The 24,941-nt window shown below is 67.0% G+C and carries 23 protein-coding genes; 13 read left to right on the top strand and 10 right to left on the bottom strand.

Translation table 11 applies throughout. The annotated features are described in order from the left end of the window. The first annotated feature begins 4 nt into the window (after positions 1–4). The 5 genes from ABE485_RS02030 to tenA all read left to right on the top strand — a co-directional run bounded on the left by ABE485_RS02030 (position 5) and on the right by tenA (position 3,581). Positions 5–454 carry a GNAT family N-acetyltransferase gene (locus ABE485_RS02030; protein ID WP_346513074.1) on the top strand — a complete coding sequence of 150 codons (450 nt, stop codon included), beginning with the start codon at positions 5–7 and terminating at the stop codon, positions 452–454. Beyond that, positions 451–915, top strand: a complete 465-nt coding sequence (locus ABE485_RS02025; RefSeq protein ID WP_346513072.1) for an HIT family protein — start codon at positions 451–453, stop codon at positions 913–915. The genes ABE485_RS02030 and ABE485_RS02025 overlap by 4 nt, the downstream gene beginning before the upstream one ends. A gap of 192 nt (positions 916–1,107) precedes the next feature. Continuing rightward, entirely contained in the window at positions 1,108–2,343 is a 1,236-nt protein-coding gene (nhaA, locus tag ABE485_RS02020; RefSeq protein ID WP_346513070.1) for a Na+/H+ antiporter NhaA, read from the top strand. Between the two features lie 57 nt (positions 2,344–2,400). Then, a complete protein-coding gene (locus ABE485_RS02015) occupies positions 2,401–2,790 on the top strand; it encodes a DUF488 domain-containing protein (RefSeq protein WP_346513068.1) in 390 nt (129 codons plus the stop codon). Between the two features lie 128 nt (positions 2,791–2,918). Beyond that, entirely contained in the window at positions 2,919–3,581 is a 663-nt protein-coding gene (gene tenA, locus ABE485_RS02010) for a thiaminase II (protein WP_346513066.1), read from the top strand. 61 nt (positions 3,582–3,642) lie between these two features. Here tenA and ABE485_RS02005 read toward each other — a convergent pair whose 3' ends face one another. Beyond that, positions 3,643–4,632, bottom strand: coding sequence for a hypothetical protein (locus tag ABE485_RS02005; protein ID WP_346513064.1), 990 nt, complete (start codon positions 4,630–4,632; stop codon positions 3,643–3,645). A gap of 250 nt (positions 4,633–4,882) precedes the next feature. Between ABE485_RS02005 and ABE485_RS02000 the strand changes: the two genes are divergently transcribed. The 3 genes from ABE485_RS02000 to ABE485_RS01990 all read left to right on the top strand — a co-directional run bounded on the left by ABE485_RS02000 (position 4,883) and on the right by ABE485_RS01990 (position 9,044). Further along, positions 4,883–5,644 (top strand): uracil-DNA glycosylase, encoded by a 762-nt coding sequence (locus tag ABE485_RS02000; RefSeq protein WP_346513062.1) that lies wholly within the window; start codon positions 4,883–4,885, stop codon positions 5,642–5,644. Positions 5,645–5,921: 277 nt separating this feature from the next. Continuing rightward, a complete protein-coding gene (locus tag ABE485_RS01995; RefSeq protein WP_346513060.1) occupies positions 5,922–7,721 on the top strand; it encodes a DEAD/DEAH box helicase in 1,800 nt (599 codons plus the stop codon). A gap of 135 nt (positions 7,722–7,856) precedes the next feature. Further along, positions 7,857–9,044, top strand: coding sequence for a class I SAM-dependent methyltransferase (locus ABE485_RS01990; protein ID WP_346513058.1), 1,188 nt, complete (start codon positions 7,857–7,859; stop codon positions 9,042–9,044). Between the two features lie 31 nt (positions 9,045–9,075). On the opposite strand, the gene ABE485_RS01985 is transcribed toward ABE485_RS01990, so the two are convergent. Further along, positions 9,076–10,176, bottom strand: a complete 1,101-nt coding sequence (locus ABE485_RS01985; protein ID WP_346513056.1) for a CCA tRNA nucleotidyltransferase — start codon at positions 10,174–10,176, stop codon at positions 9,076–9,078. After that, the gene (locus tag ABE485_RS01980; RefSeq protein WP_346513100.1) at positions 10,173–12,227 is read right to left on the bottom strand and encodes a lytic transglycosylase domain-containing protein; all 2,055 of its coding nucleotides are present in this window, start codon (positions 12,225–12,227) and stop codon (positions 10,173–10,175) included. Before ABE485_RS01980 ends, ABE485_RS01985 begins: the two co-directional genes overlap by 4 nt. A gap of 195 nt (positions 12,228–12,422) precedes the next feature. On the opposite strand from ABE485_RS01980, the gene ABE485_RS01975 reads away from it, so the two are divergent. The 5 genes from ABE485_RS01975 to ABE485_RS01955 all read left to right on the top strand — a co-directional run bounded on the left by ABE485_RS01975 (position 12,423) and on the right by ABE485_RS01955 (position 17,507). Further along, complete coding sequence (locus tag ABE485_RS01975) at positions 12,423–13,097, top strand: 5-formyltetrahydrofolate cyclo-ligase (RefSeq protein ID WP_346513054.1); 675 nt, start codon at positions 12,423–12,425, stop codon at positions 13,095–13,097. A 265-nt stretch (positions 13,098–13,362) separates the two neighbouring features. Continuing rightward, complete coding sequence (locus ABE485_RS01970; RefSeq protein WP_346513052.1) at positions 13,363–14,793, top strand: circularly permuted type 2 ATP-grasp protein; 1,431 nt, start codon at positions 13,363–13,365, stop codon at positions 14,791–14,793. Between the two features lie 2 nt (positions 14,794–14,795). Beyond that, entirely contained in the window at positions 14,796–15,770 is a 975-nt protein-coding gene (locus ABE485_RS01965; protein WP_346513051.1) for an alpha-E domain-containing protein, read from the top strand. A 13-nt stretch (positions 15,771–15,783) separates the two neighbouring features. Then, positions 15,784–16,587, top strand: a complete 804-nt coding sequence (locus ABE485_RS01960) for a transglutaminase family protein (RefSeq protein WP_346513050.1) — start codon at positions 15,784–15,786, stop codon at positions 16,585–16,587. A gap of 56 nt (positions 16,588–16,643) precedes the next feature. Then, positions 16,644–17,507 carry a proteasome-type protease gene (locus ABE485_RS01955; RefSeq protein ID WP_346513049.1) on the top strand — a complete coding sequence of 288 codons (864 nt, stop codon included), beginning with the start codon at positions 16,644–16,646 and terminating at the stop codon, positions 17,505–17,507. Positions 17,508–17,542: 35 nt separating this feature from the next. Here the strand turns inward: ABE485_RS01955 and ABE485_RS01950 are convergent, their stop codons facing one another. From ABE485_RS01950 to ABE485_RS01920, 7 genes are all read right to left on the bottom strand, one after another. Next, positions 17,543–18,313 (bottom strand): enoyl-CoA hydratase/isomerase family protein, encoded by a 771-nt coding sequence (locus ABE485_RS01950; RefSeq protein ID WP_346513048.1) that lies wholly within the window; start codon positions 18,311–18,313, stop codon positions 17,543–17,545. Between the two features lie 10 nt (positions 18,314–18,323). After that, complete coding sequence (locus ABE485_RS01945) at positions 18,324–19,472, bottom strand: hypothetical protein (RefSeq protein ID WP_346513047.1); 1,149 nt, start codon at positions 19,470–19,472, stop codon at positions 18,324–18,326. Then, positions 19,469–20,662 carry a CaiB/BaiF CoA transferase family protein gene (locus ABE485_RS01940; protein ID WP_346513046.1) on the bottom strand — a complete coding sequence of 398 codons (1,194 nt, stop codon included), beginning with the start codon at positions 20,660–20,662 and terminating at the stop codon, positions 19,469–19,471. Before ABE485_RS01940 ends, ABE485_RS01945 begins: the two co-directional genes overlap by 4 nt. Positions 20,663–20,692: 30 nt before the next feature. Next, complete coding sequence (locus ABE485_RS01935) at positions 20,693–21,454, bottom strand: SDR family NAD(P)-dependent oxidoreductase (protein ID WP_346513045.1); 762 nt, start codon at positions 21,452–21,454, stop codon at positions 20,693–20,695. Next, positions 21,451–22,629: an aldose 1-epimerase family protein gene (locus ABE485_RS01930; RefSeq protein WP_346513044.1), complete on the bottom strand. Its 1,179-nt coding sequence runs from the start codon at positions 22,627–22,629 to the stop codon at positions 21,451–21,453. Before ABE485_RS01930 ends, ABE485_RS01935 begins: the two co-directional genes overlap by 4 nt. 130 nt (positions 22,630–22,759) lie before the next feature. Then, positions 22,760–23,674 (bottom strand): sugar phosphate isomerase/epimerase family protein, encoded by a 915-nt coding sequence (locus tag ABE485_RS01925; protein ID WP_346513043.1) that lies wholly within the window; start codon positions 23,672–23,674, stop codon positions 22,760–22,762. 32 nt (positions 23,675–23,706) lie between these two features. Further along, positions 23,707–24,798, bottom strand: a complete 1,092-nt coding sequence (locus ABE485_RS01920; protein WP_346513042.1) for a Gfo/Idh/MocA family protein — start codon at positions 24,796–24,798, stop codon at positions 23,707–23,709. Positions 24,799–24,941 lie beyond the last annotated feature (143 nt).

Here is a 24,941-nt window from a genome sequence, read left to right as displayed (position 1 = left end):
CGCCATGAGCACCGCAGAAATCCGTCCCATCGTTGCCGCCGACTTCGACGCGTGGCTGCCGCTGTGGAAGGGCTATCAGGACTTTTACCGCGTCGACATCGACGACGCCGTGACGCGCAATACATGGGCGCGGTTCCTCGACCCCGCCGAACCCATGCACGCCGCGCTGGCCTATGAAAGCGGGCGCGCGATCGGCATGGTGCACTGGATCTTCCACCGGTCCACCTGGACGGCCGGCGACTACTGCTACCTGCAGGACCTGTATGTGGACCCGGACGTGCGCGGCACCGGCGCGGGCCGCAAGCTGATCGAACACGTGTACGCCGAAGCCGCCGCCGCCAACTGCGCGCGCGTGTACTGGCTGACGCACGAAACCAACGCCACCGCCATGCAGCTCTACGACCGCATTGCCGACCGTTCCGGCTTCATCCAGTATCGCAAGGTGATGGCTTGAGCGCTCGCGATCCCAACTGCCCGCTGTGCCAGGAAGACGGCGGCGCCCTGCTGTGGCGCGGGCCGCACCTGCGCATCATCGAGGTCGACGACGCGGACTATCCCGGCTTTACCCGGGTGATCTGGAATGGCCACCTGGCGGAAATGACCAGCCTGTCCACCCATGGACGCGACCTGCTGATGCGGGCGGTGTACGTGGTCGAGGAAACGCAGCAGGCGATCCTGTCGCCGGACAAGATCAACCTGGCTTCGCTGGGCAACATGGTGCCGCACCTGCATTGGCACGTGATCCCGCGCTGGCGCGGCGACAGGCATTTTCCCGATCCGATCTGGGCGGCGCCCCGTATCGCGGCAGGCGCCGAGCCCCAGGAATGGCAAGCGCGGCAGGAACGGGTGCGGTCATTGCTGCCCCGCTACCGCGACCGGCTGGTCGAGGCGATGAACGCGCTGCTCTGGCACTAGCGCGCTGTCCCATGGCTGCGTCGGCATGACGCCGCGGGTCGGTCGGGGCCGAGGCCAGGCGCAAAACGCGATATTCAATGCAATTGCCGCAGATTCTTGAAATTTTGCCGGCAATTAGACGAAGTACGGCATGACACGGATATTGTTCAGGTACCATTCAGCTTTGCGTACGAACCACAGTCTCCGTTGCCAATGAAGGACCATTCCGTCACCTCCGCGCGCCCGAATGACGTGCGCCCCTCCTCCTTCCTCCAGGCGTTCCTGCAGTCCGAAGCCCTGGGCGGATACGTGCTCATGCTGGCCGCCGTCGCGGCGCTGGTGGTCGCGAACACCCCTGTCGCGCCGCTGTATTTCGACGTTCTGGGCGCCAAGCTCGGCTTCGAGGCCGGCCCGGTCTTGCTCAAGGAAACCGTGCTCCATTGGATCAACGACGGCCTGATGGCCGTCTTCTTCCTGCTGGTGGGCCTGGAAATCAAACGCGAGGTGCTGGACGGCCAACTCCGCGGCGCGGCCCGCATCGTGCTGCCAGGCATCGCAGCGATAGGCGGCATGGCCGTGCCGGCGGCCATCTATGTGCTGGTCAACCTGGGCAGTCCCGACACGCTTCGCGGGTGGGCCATCCCGGCCGCCACCGATATCGCCTTCGCCCTGGGCATCCTGGCGCTGCTCGGCAGCCGCGTACCGACGTCGCTGAAGATCTTCCTGACGGCGCTGGCCATCCTGGACGACCTTGGCGCCATCGTCATCATCGCGCTCTTCTACACGGCGGATCTCAACCTGTTCGCGCTGGGCATGGCGGGCGCGCTGCTGGCCTGCCTGTTCTGCCTGAACCGTGCCGGCGTACTGCGTCTTGCGCCCTACCTGCTGCTCGGCGCGGTGCTGTGGTATTTCGTGCTCAAGTCCGGAGTGCACGCAACGCTGGCCGGCGTCGCGCTGGCGCTGGCGATTCCGCTGCGGCGCCAGAACCAGGGAGGCGCCCACGGCCACTCCCCCCTGCATGCGCTGGAGCACGCGCTGCACAAGCCGGTGGCCCTCTTGATCGTGCCCATATTCGGCTTCGCCAACGCGGGCGTCTCGTTCGCCGGGATGGGGCTGGCGAGCCTGGCTCAGCCTGTTCCGATGGGCGTGGCGCTGGGGCTGTTCCTGGGCAAGCAGCTGGGCGTGTTCGGCTTCGCCTGGCTCGCCATCAAGAGCGGCATCGCCAGCCTGCCCCGCCACGCCACCTTCACGCAGCTGTACGGCGTTGCGCTGCTCTGCGGGATCGGCTTTACCATGAGCCTCTTCATCGGCGCCCTGGCCTTCACCGATGCCGCCACCATCGACGCGACCAAGATCGGCGTGCTGACCGGATCGCTGGCATCCGCGGTTGTCGGATTCATCTTGCTGCGCGCCGCCGGCGCGTCGCCCAGGAAATCGGACCAGCACTGACTCGGCCTGCGCCCGGGTTGCAGTAGACTTGATGGCACCTTTTCAGCAGGAGCCGGCATGAAAGCGTCCAGCATCGTGGTGCAGCGGATCTATGAAGGCACCGGACCGCAGGGGCACTATCTGGCCCTGGTTGACCGGATGTGGCCACGCGGCCTGCGGCGCGCGGACCTGGGACTGGACGAGTGGGCCCGCGACATCGCCCCCACTGCCGATCTCTGCAAATGGTTCAGCCACGTTGACGAGCGCTGGCCGGAGTTCCGCGCCAGGTACCTGGCCGAACTGGCCACGCCCGAGCAGCAGGCGCGCATGGCGGCCCTGCTGCAGGCGGCCGGCGAACGCCCCCTGACCTTGCTGTATGGGGCGCGCAACACCGAGCACAACCAGGCCATCGTGCTGCGCGACGCCTTGCTCGATTACGCCCGCCTGCACCGCAAGCGTGCAGCCTGAACAGTCGCTTCTCGCCCGTCGCTTCTGGCTTGTCGCCCCTGACGTGATTGCGCAGGCTTGATACCCTTGGGCTCCGCAAGCGCCGCGCACGATGGCGCGCCGCGCAGCATGCCTACAAGGAATCCCTTATGTCCTTCAGTTCCGACGCCTGGACCCGCAATGCCGCGCTCTACGAAAAGACGCGCGACATGCCGTTCAATCAAGAGCTGGCCAGCGGCCGGCTCGACGAAAGCGCCTTCAAGCACTACATGATCCAGGACGCGCACTACCTGGTGGCGTTCGGCCGCGCGCTGGCCATCGCCGCCGCCAAGGCGGACGACGCCGACGGCGTGGTGCAGTTCGCCGAGGCGGCCAAGGGCGCGGTCGTCGCCGAACGCACGCTGCATGCGGGCTTCATGCAGCAGTTCGGCATCGACGCCGCCACCTTCGATGCCACGCCGCTGACCCCCGCGAGCCACCACTACACCAGCTTCCTGATCGCCACCGCATGGAGCGCACCCTACCCGGTCGCGCTGGCGGCGCTGCTGCCCTGCTTCTGGATCTATGCCGAGATCGGCCGCGACATCCACGCGCACGCCACGCGCCCCAACCCGTACGCGGCATGGATCGACACCTACGCCGGCGACGAATTCCACGCGCTGGTGCGCGCCGTGATCGCATCGGTGGACCGCGCCGCGGAGGGCGCGTCGGCGCAGACGCTCGAAGCGATGCACCAGGCCTACACCCACGCCGCCCAGCTTGAATGGATGTTCTGGGATTCCGCCCACCGTCAGGCCGGCTGGCCGGTCTGACGCGTAACGCCGGCAAGGCGCGTGCTTCGACGCGCCTGCCTCGCTCCCGGAAAGGGTCAGGCTATTGCAGGATTCTTCTGCCGTAGATCCATTCAACGCTGCCGTAAGGCGCCAACTGATTCAGTCGGGCCAGCGTTTGCCGGCCGGCTTCCGGGTCATTGCGCACGAATCGCTCGAACGCGCCGGTGTGGAACAACACTTCGCTCAGCGCCTCCTGGCGGTCAGCCCCCGACTTCCTTGCAAGAATCGCACGCAGGTCGCCCGAAGTATCCTCGCCCTGCCACATCCGCAGCAGCGCGCCGTATTGCGTCTTGTCGCGCACGGCATAGAGCTTTGCGCTGCTTTCCAGATCGGCGTTGGTCAGTGACGGGTCATTCGCCCGCGCCATGATGTAGCGGTAAAGAAGGCTCTTGTACGCCACAAAGGAGGCGCCCTCCAATGGCGAATGCGCGTCGGCAAGCGTATTGAGAGCCCCGGCCCACTGTTCCTGCTGCATCTGGGCGAACGTTGCCGTCAGGAATCCTTGAGAGAAAATCGATAGGTAGATTTCCTTCTGCTTGGCGTTCGCGGCCGCCAGCGTACGGATCTGCTCGATCTGCGGCGCCAGCAGGCGCATCGCACCCGCGGGGTCATTCATGCTGAAGAGAATCGCCGCCTTCGTCGCGACAAAGTCTTTCTTGCCGCCAGCCTCGACCAGCGTCAACGCCTGGTCTATCTGGCGCAATGCTTCATCCGATCGGCCCAGAGAGTCCAGTTGCGCGGCGACCTTCCGGGTTGCTTCAGCCTTGTCCCGTGGCGATGTCGCGCGCGTCTGGTCTTGAATGGCGCGAGCCAGACGCGTTTCGTGGCCTTTGCGCAGAAAGTTCTGAGCCGCGTCCGGCGACGCCGGTGGATACTGGGCAGATCCATCCTGCGCGCCCTGGGAGGCGAGATTATTTGCACATGCGGCCAGCGCCAGCGCCAGCATCGATGCGGCCGCCAGCCGGCACGAAAACAACAACCTGTTCGACATTGTCCTGCGCACTCCAAAAAAGATGATCTGCCAGGCCATCCCTGCCATGGACGTTGGCGGGGGGTGCCCGGCACTTGCTATTGCGTGCAAACTATATTCCGTGCGGCAACATCTAGATACATAAGACTGGGCAGGATTTCCCGCCCTGTTCTTTTGCATCCGTGTTCTGAACCGAATCCGAACCCTGAAACAGGCGACGGTCTGTTTCGGAAACACCGGCGCGGCGGAGATGCCGCGAGCCTTCCCCGCCTACCGCGCGGCGGGCTGACCCTGTGCCAAAATCGCGCCCATGCCCATCGATAACCGACTGACCCCCCATGCCCTCGCCGACCAGACGGCGCAGCTTCCCGCCGCCTGGCAGGCCGCCTTCGCCCCTGCCGCCGTCGCCGGCGCGCTCGCGGCGGCAACGGCGCACGTGGAAAAGCGCCTGGCCGAGGGTGCAGTGATCTATCCCGCCACGCCGTTCCGGGCGCTGCACGGCCTGGCGCCGTCGGATGTCCGGGTCGTCATCCTGGGACAGGATCCCTACCACGGACCGGGCCAGGCCCAGGGCCTGGCGTTTTCGGTTCCGGACGACTGCAAGCGTCCGCCCAGCCTGCGCAACATCTTCAATGAGATCGCCCAGGAGTTTCCCGGCACGCCCGTACCGGCCGGCAACGACCTGAGCGGCTGGGCCGAACAGGGCGTGCTGCTGCTGAACACAGCGCTGACCGTGGAAGACGGCCAACCGGCCTCGCACGCCAAGCGCGGATGGGAAACGGTGACAGATGCGTTGATCGGACTGGTGGCGCGCGACCCCGTGCCCAAGGTGTTCATGCTGTGGGGCGCCCATGCCCAGGCCAAGCGATTGTTGCTCCCGGACGACAGCGGCCACCTGGTGTTGATGTCCAACCATCCTTCTCCCCTTTCCGCCCGCCGGCCCCCCGTGCCCTTCCTGGGATGCGGACACTTCCAGGCCGCCAACACGTGGCTGAAGAACCAAGGGAAAAACCCTATTGATTGGGGGCTGGACAAAAAAATAATTCCCTTGCAAGGCGAATTCGGGTTATGATCGCCGCACTGCACAAAATGAGTTCGGCATTTACCGCCTTGATTTAGCGGAAGTTTTTGCAGTCCGCCGGGAAGTCCAACCCCGGCCTCATGCCGAACTATCATCGATTCCTGACCCCTTTCCTTTCGCCCTGCGTTCCAGTCTGTACAAGAGAACGCGCCACGCGCATGGTTGATCCGGTCGGCACGATGCTCCATCAACCGTCGCCTGGATCCGGCCGCCTAATCCCCTGGCCCGACCAAGCACTGCGTCGCATTGATTGCGGCAAGGGAAAGTAATGTCTTTCGAAACCCTGGGTCTCGCGCCCGCCCTGTTGTCGGCCGTTCAAGAAGCTGGCTTCAGCACCCCCACTCCCGTCCAAGCCTCCGCCATCCCCCAGGCGCTGGCCGGCCATGACCTGATGGTGTCCTCGCAGACGGGCAGCGGCAAGACCGCCGCCTTCATGCTGCCTGCCCTGCACCGCATCGCCCAGATGCCCGCCAACAAGGGCGTCGGCGTGCAAGTGCTGGTGCTGACCCCGACCCGCGAACTGGCCCTGCAAGTCACCGACGCCACCGCCACCTACGGCCGCAAGCTGGCCGATCTGCGCACCGCCACCGTCGTGGGCGGCATGCCTTACGGCGCGCAGCTCAAGGCGCTGTCGCGCCGCGTGGACGTGCTGGTCGCCACTCCCGGCCGCCTGATCGACCACCTGCAATCGGGCCGCGTCAAGCTGAACACCGTGCACACGCTGGTGCTGGACGAAGCCGACCGCATGCTGGACATGGGCTTCATCGAAGATATCGAGACCATCGTCGGCCGACTGCCTGAAGACCGCCAGACGCTGCTGTTCTCGGCCACGCTGGATGGCACGATCGCCAAGCTGGCTGCCCGCATGATGCGCGATCCCCAGCGCATCGAAATGGCCGGCAGCAAGGAAAAGCACACCAACATCACGCAAAGCCTGCTGTACGCGGACGATGCCAGCCACAAGATGCAATTGCTGGATCACGTGCTGCGCGACGCCACGCTGGATCAGGCCATCGTCTTTACGTCGACCAAGCGCGGCGCGGACGACCTGGCTGACCGCCTGGCCGACCAGGGCTTTGCCGCCGCCGCCCTGCACGGCGACATGAACCAGCGCCAGCGCACCCGCACCCTGTCGCAACTGCAACGCGGCCAGCTGCGCATCCTGGTCGCCACCGACGTGGCCGCCCGGGGCATCGACGTGCAAGGCATCAGCCACGCCGTCAACTTCGACCTGCCGATGCAGGCCGAGGACTACGTGCACCGTATCGGCCGTACCGGCCGCGCCGGCCGCAACGGCCTGGCGTTCACGCTGGCTACGCATTCCGAACGCCACAAGGTCCGCCGCATCGAGCACTACATCGGCCAGTCGATCACGCCTGAAGTGATCGCCGGCCTGGAGCCCAAGCGCACCCCGCGTCCGTCGACCGGCGGCGGCAAGCCGTTTGGCAAGCCCTTCGGCAAGCGTCCCGGCGGTTTTGGCGGTTCGCGCCATGAAGGCGGCTACCAGGGCAACCGTGACGGCGCTCCGCGCGATGGCCGTTCTTTCGGCGGCCCGCGTGGCGAATTCAAGCCGCGTGAAGGCGGTTACCAAGGTAATCGCGACGGCGCTTCGCGCGAGGGCGGCTACCAAGGCAATCGCCCCTTCGGCGACCGCCCCCAGCGTTCCTTCAGCGACCGTCCCAGCTTCGGTGATCGTCCCCAGCGCGAAGGCGGCTACCAGGGCAATCGTCCTTTTGGCGACCGCCCCCAGCGTGAAGGCGGCTTCCGCGGCGGCGACCGCGATTCCCGTCCCAGCTTCGGCGACCGTCCCAGCTATGGCGACCGCCCCCAGCGCGATGCCCGCCCGTTCAGCGAACGCGCTCCGCGTGAAGGCGGTTTCCGCGGCGGCGACCGTGACTCGCGTCCCAGCTTTGGCGATCGCCCCAGCTTCGGCGACCGTCCCCAGCGCGAAGGCGGCTTCCGCGGCGGCGACCGTCCCGAAGGCGGTTTCCGTGCCAAGCCCTCGTTCGACAAGCGCCCCGGCGGTCCCGCCAAGCGCTTTGCCAAGTCGTCGGATCGCCGCGGCTGATCCTTCGGCCTGAACCGAAAAACCCCGCGCCTGGCGCGGGGTTTTTTTATGGCCGTGCCCCGCAGCCGCGCTCGGGCAACGGCGTCGCGGCCGTTTTTTTGGGAAAATGCCGCATTGCCCACGCCCCATCCGCCCATGCAACGCCCCGCCCCCGCCAATCTGCCTCCCCTCGCCCCCGCCGCGCTCGAACACAGCGAGGCCGCCGCCGCGCATCTGCGCGCCGCGATCGCCGCGAATGGCGGCTGGCTGCCGTTCGATCACTGGATGGCCGAGGCGCTGTATGCGCCCGGGCTGGGCTACTACGCCGCGGGCAACGTCAAGCTGGCCGATGCCGACGATGACGCCAGGACGCCTGCTGGCGACTTCGTCACCGCGCCCCAGCTCACGCCCCTGTTCTCGCGCACGCTGGCGCGGCAGGCCGCCGAGGTCTTGCGCCAGACGGGAACGCAGACCGTCCTGGAGTTCGGCGCCGGCACCGGCGCCCTGGCCGAAGGGGTGCTGCTCGAACTGGACGCGCTGGGACTGCAGGACACCCGCTACCTGATCCTGGAGGTGTCCGCCGACCTGCGCGCCCGCCAGGCCGACAGGCTGAAGGCATTCGGCGACCGCGTGCAATGGCTGGACGCCCTGCCCAATGCGTTCGCGGGATGCGTGCTGGCCAACGAGGTGCTCGACGCGATGCCCGTCTCGCTCTTTGCCTGGAGCGCGGAAGGCGCCGTGCTCGAACGCGGCGTGACGGTGGACGCCAGCGGCGCGTTCGCCTGGGAAGACCGCCCGGCGCCCGAGCCCCTGGCCGCGGCCGTCGCCGCCCGCATGCCGGCCCTGCCCGGCTATGTGTCCGAAATCAATCTGCAGGGCGAGGCCTGGATCGCCGCCCTCGGCAGCTGGCTGGAGCGGGGCGCGGCCCTGCTGGTGGACTACGGCTTTCCGCGCAGCGAGTACTACCACCCGCAACGCGCGGGCGGCACGCTGATGTGCCACCTGCGCCACCACGCGCACGGCGATCCGTTCACCGCGCCGGGCTTGCAGGACATCACCGCGCACGTGGATTTCACCGCCATGGCGGATGCCGCGCTGGCAGCCGGCATGCAGGTGCTGGGCTACACGTCGCAGGCCCGCTTCCTGATGAATGCGGGGCTGATGGACCTGCTGGCCCGGCTGGATCCGTCGGATGCGCAGGCTTACGCGCAGGCCGTGGCGCCCGTGCAGAAGCTGCTGTCCGAAGCGGAAATGGGCGAATTGTTCAAGGTGCTGGCGATCGGCCGCGGCATGACGGAACCGCTGTCCGGCTTTTCGCGCGGCGACAGGCTGGGCAAGCTGTAGCGACGAGCCCCGGGGCGCGCCCCGCGCCCGCTCAGCCGGCCTGCAGGCGCTCGAGCCGCGCCTGGCGCACGCTGTCCTTGATGCGGGCCGGATCGCCCGCGCAGGCCTTGGCGATCGCGCCCGCATCCACGCCGCGCACGGCGGCCACGCGGGACTGCCAGGCGGACTTGTCCACCGGCCGCAGCACCGCGGCGGCATCCAGCAGATCCAGGAAACGCTCGGGCTTGCGCAGGGCGTCGGCGCGCTCCATCAGCGCGAGCTGCGCGTCGGCGGCATCCCCGCCGTCCGGCGCGCCATCCAGCGCGGCCAGCACCTGCGGGAGCAGGCGCGCGTGGTCATTGCATTCGGTGGGAACGCGCAGGCGACGCCCCATGGCCTCGCGTTCGGGCGTCAGCCGGCACAGCAGCGCGTAACGGCCGGTCAGCGCCAGCCCCAGGCCGGCAGCGCGATCGATATCCGCGCCAACCTCGTCCACCCCCTGCAGTTCCGGCATCACGCGCGCCAGCGCGCCCGAGGACTGCAGCACGGCCAGCATGCGCGACGGCGCGCCCGCCATCAGGCCGCGGGAAAGCTCCTTCCAGACGCGTTCGGGCACCAGCGCATCGGCCTCGCCGGCCTCGACCATGCGGCGGCACAGATCCAGGGTTTCGGGCGCCACGGTGAAGTCGGGAAAGCGCGCGGCGAAACGACCCAGCCGCAGGATGCGCACGGGATCCTCTTCGAAGGCCTCGCCCACGTGCCGGAAGATCCGGTCGCGCACGTCCTGGGCGCCGCCGAGCGGATCGACAAGCGATCCGTCCTGTTCTTGCGCGATGGCATTGACCGTGAGGTCGCGGCGGCGCAGGTCTTCGTCCAGCGTGACGTCCGCGCCCGTGTAGAAGGTGAAGCCCTTGTAGCCGCGCCCCGACTTGCGTTCGGTGCGGGCCAGGGCGTATTCCTCTTTCGTGCGGGGATGCAGGAATACCGGAAAATCGCCGCCGACCGGGATGAAGCCACGGCGCGCCATGTCTTCGGGCGTGGCGCCCACCACGACCCAGTCGTGGTCGCCCGGGGGCAGGCCCAGCAGCGCATCGCGCACCGCACCGCCGACAATGTAGACGCGCAGGCCTTCGGTAGCCGGATCCCGCGTCATGGAGCGGCCGCGGTTTCCACGCCCTGCGGCACGACATTGCCCAGCCGTTCCTTCAGCGATTGGGGCTGGCCGCTGAACATCGCTGCGTAGTAGACGGCGTTGGACATCACGTTCTTGACGTACGTGCGCGTTTCGGTGAACGGGATGGTCTCGGCGAAGATGGCGCCCTCGACCGGGTGGGTGAAGGTCGAACGCCAGTTGCGCGGACGACCCGGACCAGCGTTGTATCCCGCGCTGGCCAGCATCTGCGATCCGTTCAGGTCGCGCAGCACGATGTTCAGGTAGTTGGTGCCCAGCTCGGTGTTGGTGTCGAAGTCATTGACGCTGTCGGGCGTGAAGTTGCTCATGCCGATCTTGCCCGCGACCCACTTGGCCGTGGCCGGCATCAGCTGCATCAGGCCGGAAGCGCCGACGTGGGAGCGCGCATCCATGATGAACCGCGATTCCTGGCGGATCAGCCCGTAGACCCAGGCCGGATCCAGCGCGATGGCATTGGCCTTGGCGGTGACGCGGCCCTCGAAGGGCGCGATGAAGCGCTGGCTGAAGTCGAACTCTTTCTCGGTGCGGTCGGAGGTGTTGACCACCCGGTCGTAGATGTTCTCGGCGCGGGCCAGTTCGGCCGCCGCCATGAGCTGGCGGTCGCTCATGCCGCGCAAGGTGAAGTTCCATTCCGGCACGGCCTCGGCACGCCAGCCCAGGCGGAACAGCAGCACCGCGCGCTGCAGGCCGGGATTGGCGCGCGCCTCGGCGATCTCGCGGTCGCTGATAGCCGCGGGACGCGGCGGCACCTTGATGCGGCGGCCCAGTTCCTCGGCAGCCAGCTGGCCGTAGAAATCGAAACGGTCGGCGATGCCGGCGTAGGCGGCTTCGGCCCTTTCCTTGTGGCCCAGCGCGGCCTGGCCGCGCGCCTTCCAGTACACCCACGACGTTTCCGCCTGCTGCGACGCGGGCATCTCGTCGATGGATTCGATGACCCACTTCCAGTCGATCTTGGGCTGGCGCAAGGCGGCGCGCACTTTCCATCCGGCGTTGTAGTCGGTCATGCGGATATGGCCGGCCTCGCGATACCAGTCGTTGGCGCGGCTATCCAGGTTCAGCGCGGCGGCCAGCGCATACTGGCCGCGCACCCAGGCCAGATTCGGCTTGGACATGGACTTGGCCCATTCGCGGCGCAAGTAGGAGTCCGCGACGCCGATGTCCGAACGCGCCAGCCGGGCCAGCGCGATGGTGACGAGTTCCTTTTCGTTGCGTCCCACGGGCATGCGGTCTTGCCGCGTGAGCCACTTCATGGGGTCCTTCATGAGGACGTCGTAGGTTTTCACGTCGCGCGGCTCGAACATGTACTGCACGAACTTGCGCGCGTCGGTGGTCTTGTTGGCCTCGATGGCGTCGCGCAACTGGGGCTCGAGCTGGTCCCAGCCCAGGATGCCGTCCGCCACCAGTTGGTCGTACAGCGCCCAGCAGGCGCCGCCGGGCGCGAAAACGGCCATCGCCTGCGCGGCGGTGGCGCGCTGGCCGGTCATGTGCCGGCCGTCGAGGATGGCGCATTCGATCTGCGCATTGGAGTTCTTGACGGGCGCCAGCTTGCGCACGGTTTCGAAGTCGCCGCTGCGGGCGGCCGCCAGCAGCCAGTCGCCGCGCAAGCGGTCGGCCAGATAGGCGTCGCCATTGCTGCTGATGAACTGCTGCAGGGCGGCGGTGGGGCGGCCGGTGGCGGGCGGCGTCCACAGCTGGTAGCGCAGCAGCCAGTATTCGGGGTACATGCCCAGGGGGTCGCCCTTTGCCTGCGGGACGAGCGCGCCCAGGATGGACCATTGCTTGCGGGTCATGGCTTCGCGGGCGGCCACCACGGCAGCCAGCGCGGGCGTGTCGGCAGTGGGCGGCAGGCCTGCCAGCACGACGGGAGGCACCGCGATCACGGGTTGCGCGGCCTGCGCGGCCGGCTGGGGCGGGGGATTCAGGGCGGCGCTGCGCTGCTGCGCGTCGACCGGCGCACAGGCGGCGGTGAAGAGGGCCACTAGGGGCAGCCAGCGGCGCAGGCCGGCGCGCATGTCGGCACGAGCTTCGGCACGTGCTTCGCCACGTACTTCAGCGCGGACTTCGGCCGTGGCGGCTTGCTGCGAGGAATTCTGATACCGTCGGGGTTGCAGGGATTGCGTCTTGCCGCGCACCCGCATGCTGAACATCCGCATGTTTGTCTTCAGCATGTTTGCCTTCATCTTCAACCCCCCGGTTACAGCCACCGCATGACTACGCAAAATACTCCAGAGGATACCGCAGTCCAGCACCGCACGCGATTACGGAAACTGCGCGCCGAACTGCCGGAAGACCAGCGCAGCCGCGGCGCCCTGCTCATGCGCGCACGGCTCTTCACCTGGCTGAACGTGGCCCGCGACCAGGCCGTCCAGGCGGGTCATCCGGCCCCCACTACGGTTGCCGCTTTCTGGCCCATGGAAGACGAGCCCGATCTGCGCCCGTTGCTCACGCAATGGAGCGAAAACGGCATGACGGTCGCGCTGCCGGTGGTGCGCGAACGCAACGCGCCCCTGGCGTTCCTGCCCTGGACGCCCGATGCCGAATTGCGCAAGGGCCCCTACGGCATCCAGGAACCCGTCGCCGGGCCCGAATTGCTGCCCGACGTGGTCCTGGTTCCGACCCTGGGCTATACGGAACGGGGCGACCGGCTGGGTTATGGCGGCGGTTATTACGACCGCACCCTGGCGGCGCTGCGCGAGCGTGGCCATGCCTTCACCGCCATCGGCATCGCCTGGAGCTGCGGCGAACTGGACGTGGGCTACGCCCCCGCCCCGCACGATGTCCAGCTGGACGCGGTGCTGACCCAGGACGGCTGGGTGCCGCAGGCTCCGCTGGAGCAAGGCGGAACGGGCGGCACGACGCTGCACTCCTACCGGATGAACTGACGCACCAGTCTCGCCCGGCAATACGCACCAATATGGTGCATACTGTAGCGATGGCGGCCCGCTGGCTGGTCGTCGTCATGATTGGACTCCCAGGGTAGTCCGCTGCGGGGATGGCCATCCGCCAGCCTTCAGGGGATATTGGCTTGCAGGCGCCCGCCTGCCGCCAAACCTGGCATGCGGGTTGCTTGTTGACTTGGACCGGCCAGCCATTGGCCGGACAACGGCCGCGTGCAAGCCGGCCGCAAGCACCTGCATCGGAGGAGCCATGAAGGACAGACCATCCCGTCCATCCGCCTATGACGAAATGCGCGATGGCGCGAACGGCGTACGCTCCCATTACCAGGCCTTCGAGCGCTGGCACAACGAGCAATCCGCCGAAGCCATGGCCGTGCGCCGGCTGGAAGCGGACCTGAGTTTTCGCCGGGTGGGGATCACGTTTTCAGTGGCCGGCGACGCCGCCGGCACGGAACGCCTCATCCCCTTCGACCTGATCCCCCGGATCATTCCGGCGGAGGAATGGCGGCATCTGGAAGCCGGCCTGAAGCAGCGCGTGCGCGCGCTGAATCTGTTCATCCACGATATCTACCACGGCCACGACATCGTGCGCGCCGGCATCGTTCCGGCCGAACAGGTGTTCCTGAACGCCCAGTACCGCCCCGAAATGCAGGACGTGGACGTGGCCGAGGACATCTACTGCCACATCGCGGGCGTGGACATCGTGCGGGCCGGCGCGGGCGAATTCTATGTGCTGGAAGACAACCTGCGCGTCCCGTCAGGCGTGTCCTACATGCTGGAGAACCGCAAGATGTCGATGCGGCTCATGCCCGATGCCTTCAGCCGCATCAAGGTCGAACCCGTCGCGCACTATCCCGACCTGCTGCTGGACAACCTGCGCGAAGTCGCCCCGCACGGCGGAGACGACCCCACGGTGGTGGTGCTGACGCCCGGCATGTACAACTCGGCCTACTTCGAACACGCCTTCCTGGCCCAGCAGATGGGCGTGGAGCTGGTCGAGGGGCAGGACCTGTTCGTGGAACAGAACACCGTCTACATGCGCACCACGCGCGGACCGCGCAAGGTCGACGTGATCTACCGCCGGCTGGACGACGACTTCCTCGATCCGTTGTCGTTCCGCGCCGATTCCGCGCTGGGCGTGCCCGGCCTGCTGTCCGTGTACCGCGCCGGCCGCGTCACGCTTGCCAATGCGATCGGCACGGGCATCGCCGACGACAAGTCCACCTACCTGTACGTGCCCGACATGATCCGCTTCTACCTCGGCGAGGAGCCCATCCTGTCGAACGTGCCGACCTGGCGCTGCGGCAGGCCGGACGAGCTGTCCCACGTGCTGGCCCACATGCAGGACCTGGTGGTCAAGGAAGTCCACGGCGCCGGCGGCTACGGCATGCTGGTCGGGCCGTCGGCGTCGCGCGCGCAGGTCGAGGCGTTCAAGGAGCGCGTGCGCGCCAATCCCTCCAACTACATCGCGCAACCCACGCTGGCGCTGTCCACCACGCCCACCTACGTGGAATCCGGTGTCGCGCCGCGCCACGTGGACCTGCGTCCCTATGTGCTGTGCGGCAAGGACATCCGCACCGTGCCGGGCGGCCTGTGCCGCGTGGCGCTGACCGAAGGCTCGCTGGTGGTCAACAGCAGCCAGGGCGGCGGCACCAAGGACACCTGGGTACTGGAGGAATAGACATGCTGAGCCGAACCGCCGACAACCTCTTCTGGATGTGCCGCTACACCGAGCGCGCCGAGAACACGGCCCGGATGCTGGACGTGAACCTGCAGATGTCGCTGCTGCCGCAGGACACCCGCACGCGCGAAGGCTCCTGGCTGGGCGTGCTGCGCATCTCCGAACTGCAGGGCCTGTACCAGAGCAAATACGCGTCGATCTCGCCCCATGACGTGCTGCAGTACATGGTGCGCGATCCCGAAAACCCTTCGTCGATCTACTCGTGCATGCGCGCCGCCCGCGAGAACGCGCGCGCCGTGCGCGGCAGCCTCACGACCGAAGTCTGGGAAACCTACAACACCACCTGGCTTGAACTGCTCAAGCATCTGCATACCGGCCTGCTGGAGCGCAATCCGGGCGAGTTCTTCGAATGGGTGAAGTTCCGTTCGCACCTGGCGCGCGGCGTCACCATCGGCACCATGCTCGAGGACGAGGCGCTGTATTTCCTGCGCATCGGCATGCACCTGGAACGGGCCGACAACACCGCCCGCATGCTGGACGTGAAGTTCCATGAACGCGGCGGCGCAAGCGCGCCGGACGGCCGCCCCGAGCCCGCCGGCGCGGCCGCCGTGCAAAGCGAGTTCTACCGCTGGTCGGCGCTGCTGAGCTCGGTTTCCGGACTGGAGATCTACCGCAAGGTGTACCGTGACGTCATCACGCCGGATCGGGTGGCGGAACTGCTGATCCTGCACGGCGACATGCCGCGTTCGCTGCTGGCTTCGATGCAGGCGGTGGCCGACGACCTGGCGCGGGTGTCGAACCAGCGCTCGACCGAAACGGAGCGGCGCGCCGGCATGCTGTGCGCCGAACTGCAGTACGGCCGCGTCGAAGACATCCTGGGCAGCGGGCTGCACCAGTACCTGGAGCGCTTCCTGGACCGCATCAACGACCTGGGCAACCGGATCAGCCAGGACTTCCTGGTGCCGCTGTCGGCATAACACGGAGGCAGCAATGAAGCAGATCATCACGCACGTCACGCACTACCGCTACACCGCGCCCGTCAACTACAGCATCCAGACCCTGCGGCTGACACCGCGCGACGACGAGCACCAGCGCGTGCTGCGCTGGAACATAGAAGCGCCCGGCGACCTTGAAAAGCAGGTCGACGCGTACGGCAACATCACGCACACGCTGACCTTGAACCGCCCGCACTCGGACATCGAATTGCGCGTGACCGGACAGGTGCTGGTGGCGCCGCTGACGCGCGGGGTGCTGGGCAGCGAAGACAGCCGGCTGCCGGTGCATGCCTATTGCGTGCAGACCCCGCTGACGCAGTCGAACGACACCATCCATGCGTTCGTGCGCGAGGTGCTGCCGGGCGGCCTGAGCACGTCGGACGACATCCTTGCCCTGGCCGGCGCGATCCATGAACGGGTGGCGTACGAACCGGGCACCACGGACGTCACCACCGCCGCAGACCAGGTGCTGGCCATGGGCCACGGCGTGTGCCAGGACCACGCGCACCTGTTCCTGGCCTGCGTGCGGGGCCTGAACGTGCCCGCCCGGTACGTCAGCGGCTACCTGTACACCACCGCCGAGCACGCGGCCAGCCACGCCTGGGCCGACGTCTGGCTGCCCGATGTCGGCTGGACCAGCGTGGACATCACCAACCGCCAGTTCGCGTCGGAATGCCATTGCCGGCTGGCGGTGGGACGGGACTACGACTCGGCCTCGCCAGTGCGCGGCGTGCGCACCGGCGGCGGCGAGGAATCCATGGAAATCAGCGTGCAGGTCCAGAACGCGGCGCAGCAGTAACACCCGGCCCGCCGCGCCGCAATACAATGCGTGGTGGTTTTCCCTTATTTCCGATCATGACCTACTGCGTAGCAGCCCGCCTCGACTCCGGCCTGGTTTTCCTGTCCGATTCCCGCACCAATGCGGGGGTCGACCAGATCAGCGTCTTCCGCAAGATGACCGTCTTCGAACTCCCCGGCGAGCGCGTCATGGTCCTGATGACCTCCGGCAACCTGGCGGTCAGCCAGGCGGTGATCAACGCGCTGACCCGCCCGCGCGACGAAGGCGCGGCAACCATCTGGAACGCGCCCGACATGTTCGAAGCCACGCGCCTGATCGGCGCCGCGGTGCGCGAGGTCTACCGCAGCGAGGCGCATGCGCTGCACGAGCAAGGGGTGGACTTCAATGTCAGCATGATCTTCGGCGGGCAGATCGGCGCGGAACGCTGCCGCCTGTTCCAGATCTACTCGGCGGGCAATTTCATCGAAGCGGGCCAGGAATGCCCGTACTTCCAGATCGGCGAGGCCAAGTACGGCAAGCCCATCCTGGACCGCGTGCTGCAGCCGGACACCTCGCTGGACGAGGCCGCCAAATGCGCGCTGATCTCGATGGATTCCACGCTGCGCTCCAATATCTCGGTGGGCCTGCCGCTGGACCTGCTGGTGTATGACGCCAATTCCCTGCGCGTGACGCACTTTGCCAGCATCGACGAACACAACGAGTATTTCCGCATGATCCGCGGCACCTGGGGCGAACGCCTGCGCCAGGTGTTTGCGGAAATCCCCGACCCGATGTGGACCAATCCGGATGCGCCCGATTCGCTGGTGCCGGCCACCCGCGTCCACCAGCCGCTGCGCATGGAACCCGTCAACACTGCCCACACCCCCTACGTGACGCCCCAGGTGCTGGCCGAAGACCCGGGCAAGGACCAGCCCAACTGAGGCGCCTCCGACCGCGTGGGGCCGCCCCCCACGCGTCAGCGCCGCTCGAACTTCGGCGCGCGCTTTTCTTCAAATGCCTTGCGGCCTTCCTTGGCGTCGGCGGTGGCAAAGCAGATCGCCTGCAGATCACGCTCGTATTCCACGGCCTTCTCGAGCGGCATCGACAGCGCGGCGCGCAGATTGACGCGTGCCGTCTCGGCCGCGATAGGGGCGCGCGAGGCGATGGTGGCGGCAAGCGCCTGCGCGCGTTCGCGCAACTGCTCCTGCGGCACCACCTCGCTCACCAGGCCCCAGGCCAGCGCCTGCTCGGCGCGGATGGGATCGCCGGTCAGCACCATCAGTGCGGCGTTGCTCGGGCCGATCGCGTGGACAAGCTGCGCCGTCATGCCGCCGCCGCCGATCCAGCCCAGCTTGATCTCGGGCGCGCCCAGGCGCGCGTTGTCGGCGGCGATGCGGATATCGCAGGCCAATGCCATCTCCAGGCCGCCGCCGAAGGTGTAGCCGTTGATGGCCGCCACCGTGGGCTTCTTCAACATGCGCACGCAGTCGCAGTAGTCGAGCCGATTGCGAAAATCCCAGGGCGTGGCGTAGCGGTCAAGCTCGGTGATGTCCGAGCCGGCGCAGAAGGCCTTGGGACCCGCGCCGGTCAGGATCACCGCGCGCACCTGCGCGTCGGCATTGCATTCTTCCACCGCCGCGATCAGCAGGTCGGCCATCTCGGGCGTCATCGCGTTCAGTTTTTCGGGACGATTGAGTTCGATGATGGCGACATGGCCATCGATACTGAGATTGACGAGTGCGCTCACGTGGGAATCCTTATGCTGCGGTGTTCATGGGCGCGGCGCCCAGGCTGGCCTGGAAACGCTGGGTCAGCCCGCGCGCCAATGCGTGGGTGGATGCGCGGGCGGCGACGCCGTCGCGCAGGAATTGCGAGGCCTCGCTCTGGAAGGCGATGTAACCGTCGTGCCGCGGCCGGATCGAGGCGGCTTCGACCGTGCGGGCCGTGTTGGCATAGAAGTTGCCGCTGGCCGCATTCACGTTTGCATCGGCCCAGCTGCCGCGATGGCTGGGCTGTCCTTCGTGCTGCGGGATGAAGCGGCTTTGGGTATCGGCTGCCAGCAACCACAACAGATGCGCGCGCAATTCCGGGCCCACGATGCAGCGCCGCGATATCGCAATGCCGGTGCCGCCGAGGATCGAGCCGGGCCGGCCGGCATCGCCCTGAGGCGCGTCGCGGAACGTGAGCGGCTTGGCGACCGCGGACGTGGCGTAGTTCACATAGCCATAGACCAGCGGGCAGAGTGTGATGTCATCGCGCGAGCTCATGTGGCCCAGCAGGGCGATCGGGTTGTAAGCCAGGGCTTGCGCGGGCGTGAGCCGCGCCAGTTCGGTGAGCACGTCGCACGCGTGGGCGAGCGTCGCCTCGTCGTGCCAGGCGCCGTGCGGCCGCAGGTCGGCATCGGGCGCGATGGCGGCGGCGATCGACAGCAGCGACAGAAGCGGATGCGGACCGCCCCAACTGAGCGCGACCGAGCCGCTGCGTTGCGACAGCGTCAGCACCTCGTGCCAGGTGCGCGGCACAGGGCCGTCGAGCCGATCCGCGCGCGTGGCCATCACCTGCGTGGCCGCGTCCAGCGGCAGCGCCCATTGGCGATCGGCCATGCGATAGCTGTCGTACGACAGACCGATGCTGTCGCGCGCGATCCGCGCCAGCTCGTCGGGCGCGAACACGGTGTCCAGCGCTTGCAGGCAATCGTGCGCCAGAGCTTCGCCCAGATGGGGGTGATCCAGCACCACCAGGTCATAGCGGGCGCAGAGTTCGGCAATGGGCGCCGACTCGAAGCCCTCGAGTGATTGCTTGTCCCAGTGCACCAGCGGCGTGTGGGCGCTGGCCGCGTGCAGGGCGTTGAAGCCGCGCGGATGATCCCAGGTCAGGCCGCGATAGGGCAGCGCGCGCTCGCTCATTCCGAGACCCCGCGCAGCACCGCGCCCGAGGCCGCATGCGCGGCGATCTCGTCGGCGCTGAAGCCAAAATCGCGCAGCACCTCCTCGGTATGCTGACCGGTGAGTGGCGCGCCGCGCACCACCTGGCTGGGGGTCTTGGAAAAGCGGATCGGAAAGCCCGGCGTCTTGATCCGGCCTTCGGTCGGATGCTCATACTCGACGAACGTGCCGTTGTGCGCGATCTGCGGATCTTCGACCAGATCGGCGTAGCCATATACGGGGCTGCACCAGATGCCGGCGGCATCTAGTTTGGCGAACCAGTCGGCGGTCGAGGCCTTTGCCAATGTGTCACGCACGAGCGCGTAGATCTCGTCGCGCTTCTCCCAACCATCGCGCTCGGTGTAGTCCGCCAGGCGCGGCTCCTCGGTCACGCGCGCCAGCACTTTCATGTCGGGCATGGCCAGCGCCAGATAACCATCGGTCGTCGCGAAGGTGCCATAGGGCGCGCGGATGTACACATGGGCATGCGGCTCGGCGCTGCGCACCTGCGGCTTGTGCCCCACGGTATACACCGAGAGCTCCTGCATCTGGATCGTGGTGATCGCATCCAGCATGTTGACCTCGACCTTCTGGCCTTCGCCGGTGCGCTCGCGGTGCAGCAGCGCGGCCAGCACGCCCTCGAAGGCGCAATACGCAGTGACCGCGTCGACCACATACTGGCCCGCCGCGCGGGGCGCTTCGCCGGCCCGGCCCGACGACAGCATCGCGCCCGACATCGCCTGCAGCAGCAGGTCCTGACCCGGGCGCGTGGCATACGGGCCGTCTTCGCCGAAACCCGACATCGATACATAGATGAGGCGCGGGTTCAGGGCCGACAGGGTTTCGTAGTCCACGCCCAGGCGGCCGGCGACACCCGGCCGATAGTTCTGAATGAACACATCGGCCTGCGCCGCGAGCTTATGAATGATCTCCTTGCCGCCGGCGCTCTTCAGATCGATCGCCAGCGAGCGCTTGTTGCGGTTCAGCGAAAGGAACGACACGTTGATCTTGTTGCCCGTGATGCCGCCGGCCGGCGCGTGCCGCTGCCATTCGCCGGTGGGCGGCTCGATCTTGATCACGTCGGCGCCCAGGTCGCCCAGGCGCTGCGCCGCGAACGGCCCCGCCATGGCGATGGAGCAGTCCAGAACCTTGTAGCCAGAAAGAATACCCATGCTTCTACCCTTTGCGTGCGCCAATGCGCCTCAATGCATGACCCAGCCGCCGTCCACCGCCAGCGTCTGTCCGGAAATGAAACCCGCCTCGTCCGAGGCGAGGAACAAGATGGCCGCGGCGATGTCGCCGGCGTGCCCGCGGCGCTTCACCGACTGGCGTTCGAGCACCATGCGGTTGTAGCCCTCGGGATCGGGATGGATCTTCTCGGCATCCGTCGGAAACGCGCCCGGCGAGATGGCGTTGACCGTGATGCCCCATTTGCCGAATTCGCGGGCGAAGGCGCGCGTGACGCCCACCATCGCGCCTTTGGACTGCACGTAGGGCAGCAGGTTTTCCCACCCGCCCGACAGCGTGATCGACGAGATGTTGATCACGCGGCCCCATTGCTGCTCGCGCATGCCCGGGAGCGCCGCGCGCACGATCTGCACGGCCGCCTCCACGTTGACGCGGTGCACGCGCGCCAGCTCGGCATCGCTGTATTCCTCGAACGGGCGCGAGGGATAGATCGCCGCGTTGTTGATGACCACATCGATCGGACGCTCGGCAGTCAACCGCTCAAGGTGCGATTGCAGCGCGCTGGCATCGGCGAGGTCGGCCTGAAGGATCTGAAGCTGGCCGGCAAACTGCGCCGGCACGGTGCTGCGCAAGCGATCGATATGCCCGGGGTGGTTGTCGAGCGCGATGACGCTTGCGCCCGCTTCCAGCAACGCAAGCGTGGTTTCCACGCCAAAGCCGCCCGCCGCGCCCGTGTACAGCACGCGGCGGCCTTGCAATGAGAAGCGCGCGCTCATGTGCGCCCCGCGATGGGTGCAAAGCGCCCCGACAACGGCGGATAGTCGGTCTCCGGCTGCACCGCGATCGCGCGGATGCGTGCCTCGCAGGCCGCGATGTCCGCGGCCGAGCCCAGCACGCTGAACGTGGTGTCGTAGCGGCGCTCGTCGCCATGCTCGAGCCAGATGAGCTCGTTGCGCTCGCGCGCCGCGCCCTGGCCCAGCACATGGTTGGTGGAAGGCTCGATGCCCATCGCATACTGGCCGGATTGCAGGTTCTGCCATTGGTACTGGCAGGGGAATTGATGCTTGTAGGTGCTGACCTGCATGCCCAGACCCAGCGCATCGTTCACCAGGGCTACCGGCACGCTGCCGTCGGCCGCGGCCGCCATCTCGTGCTGCCACACCTGCTCATGAAAGCCAAGCTGCGGGGCCGGCATGCGGCGGTAGCCCACGCCCTGCTTGTGGTAGTCCTCCTCGTGCGCGGCCCACACCACATCGCGAATCGGCGCCAGATAACGCGAGTCGGCGTCCAGCACCGGATAGCCCAGGTTGATGTGATAGCAGAGCATATGGGGCGTGCGGTAAAAGCCGCGATTCACGACCCGATCCGACAGCTTGATGTCGTTGGTGCCCACCTCGATCTCGATGCGGCGGTGCAGTTCAAGATGCTCGCCGAACACGGTCCCCTGGCTCACCACGCCTTCGGCCCACAGCACGCAGCGATCGCCGTCCCAGCGTTCGCCGTAGCCGGTCAGCCGCGCGGGAATGGTGCCGACGCGGCCATGGATGGATTGCCTGGCCGTCTTGCGTGGTCCGTACACATAGTTGTCGGCCGGCGCGTCGTACATGAACAGGATGTGGTCCAGCCCGCAGGTGATCATGAGCCCCGAAAACGAGCGCATCCAGCCCAGTCCGCCCTCGCCTTCGTAGTCATGCAGTCCGGGATGACGAAAACCCGACGGCGATTGCCATCCCAAGGCGAAGCCGCGGTATTCGCAGTCGGCGATGTCCATCGCGCGATCCACCAGCACCGTGAAGCGCAGGCCCGTGCCGCTGCGGAACTCCAGCATGCGGATACCGCGCTCCAGCCCGTCGTCCAGCGTCATCAGGCGTACGCCGGCAAACTGCGCAAGCTGTCCGGTGCGCGCCTCTACGTCGCGGCGCGTCATCCAGGTCCCGTAAATGTCAGGCATGAGTTCTCCCTGGCGGATGCGCGGGCGCGCGTCTGCCGGTGTCGGTGTTCAGAAACGTGTTCGAGAGGCGCGCCGCGGGCCCGGTTAGATGATGACTTCGCGGTGCGCCTGATTTGCTTGCGGCGCCGGCCTACAGACCGTTCGCGCGCAGCCGCTCGTCCAGGAAACTCTTGGCGCGCGGCACGTCGTCTTCGGTCAGGTGTTCGATGATGATGGGAATGTTGGGGTGCTTCTTGGCCAGGCGCTGCAGGTACAGGTCGTAATTGAGCGCGCCCAGGCCCGGCGCCGGCAACTCGATCTCACCCACCCCACGGAAGGTATGGCTTTCGGCCGCCCCCTCGTCGCCGATGTCGCTGTGCTTTTCCGATTTGTCATCGCCCGAACGCTTCACGTCCTTGGCATGCGCGATGCAGATCTTGTCGGAGAGTGCGTCGAACACCTGATTGAGCGTGCGGTCCATCTGGTCGATGTTGTGCGCTTCGAAGTAGTTCGTCGGATCCATCAGGAGGCCCAGGCCTGGGTGATCCACCTCGGCGAACATGCGCAGCGTTTCCTCGACCGATCCCACCACGTTGTTCACGTAGGTCTCCAGCAGGAACACCGCGCCATGGTCATAGGCATGTTGCGACAGCTCGGCGATCACCGCGCGGCACTGGTCCCAGCCTTCCTCGGTCTTGTTCCTGGGGTGATGCACCCAGTCGCTATCGGTGGCGAACGTGCCGGTTTCGGAGATCACGTAAGGGGATCCCAACTGGCGTGCGTGCGTGAGGATCTCTTTGAGATAGCCGTTGCGGCGTTGGCGCTCGGCGGGATCGGGATGGACGATATTGGTATAGGCCGAAATGCAGGACACCGGCAGGTTGTAGTTGCGGAAGGTGTCGCGGATCTGCGTGCATTTCTGCGCGGTCAACTGCCCCGGGCCGAGCTCCATGTCCTTGAAATGCAGGTCCAGCTGCACGGTGTTGAAGCCGTGCGAGCGGATCACCTTGGCGGTGCGCTCCAGCTCATAGGGAAAGTAGCCCGAGAAGATTCCGGTCTGGATCATGATGGTTGTCTCCGTCTGTTTTTTCTGTCTGGTTATTCAACAGCCGGCAGCCGTACTGTGCGGCCTTCGGCGATGGACGTGTACGCGGCCTCGACCAGCGCCATCGTGCGTACGTTGTCGGTCACGCTCAACGCAGGCTCGGTGCCGCTGGCCAGCGCGTACTGCAACTGCTCCATCACGCCGATGAAGGCATGCGGAAACCACATCGTGTCCCAGGTGGGCGTCACCCAACGCCCATCGGTATGGCCCTCGACCGCGCGCGAGGCGTAGCTCAAGGTCGACGGCTCGCCGGTGGGCCAGCCGATGGTGCCGCGCGCGACGCCGTCAGTGCCTTCCACGCGCCAGCGGATGTGCTGATCGTCGGGGTATCCCTCGGCCCGCGGCCCCGACCACACATCTTCGAGCGACAGCGCGAGCAGGCCGTTGCCAAAGCGCAGCATGGTGGTCACCAGCCCATCCTGATGCGCGAACTCGGTGCGCGGATCGGGCCGGGTGATGCTGGTGATCTCGGTGGGCTCGCCAAACAGATAGCGCAGGGCATCGAGGTGATGCACGCTCATGTTCGAGAGGGTCAGCCGGTCATAGCCGCGCAGGAAATCCTGCCAGTGCGGGATCGCGTGCATGTCGATCTGCGCGAACACCGGCGTGCCCAGCACGCCCTGTTCGAGCAGCTGCTTGAGCGTGCGCATCGATTGGTCGTAGCGCATGTTCTGGTTCACCGACAGGATCTTGCCCGCGGCCCGTGCGTCGTCGCGCAGGGCGCGGGCTTCATCCAGCGACAGGGCGAGGGGCTTCTGCGCGAGCACGCCGCGCACGTGCGGGGCGCGCAGTGCGGCGCGGATCAGCGCGGGCTGCAGGTCGGGTGGATACGCGATGTCCACGATCTCGATCTGCGGATCGGCGATCAGGGCCAGGGGATCGTCATGTACTCGCGGGATGCCGTAGCGTTCGGCGACCTCGGCCGCTTTGCTGCGGGTACGCGACGCGATCGCCGCCACCGTGAAGCCGGCCTGCTGATAGGCCGCCAAATGGCACTCGGCCATGATCATGCCGGCGCCGATACAGCCGATGCGAAAGCGCCGTTCCCGGACGGGCGGGTCGGGCACCAGGGTTGGGTGCGACATGTGCTCCTCCTGCCGGCCTGGTATGCACTGTCGACTGCCTGGCATCCCGCCGTGCTGTGTTTGATGTATTGAGCCGCGATAATCACATCAAAACAATCAGTGGTAAAGGCGGCCGGCGCTCATAGGGCCATCAAGTTACTTTT

The organism is Achromobacter spanius (genome assembly GCF_039673305.1).
GTDB classification, from domain to species: domain Bacteria; phylum Pseudomonadota; class Gammaproteobacteria; order Burkholderiales; family Burkholderiaceae_B; genus Achromobacter; species Achromobacter spanius_F.
Note: the sequence above shows the minus strand (reverse complement) of the source record. Positions and strands in the feature narration are given on the sequence as shown.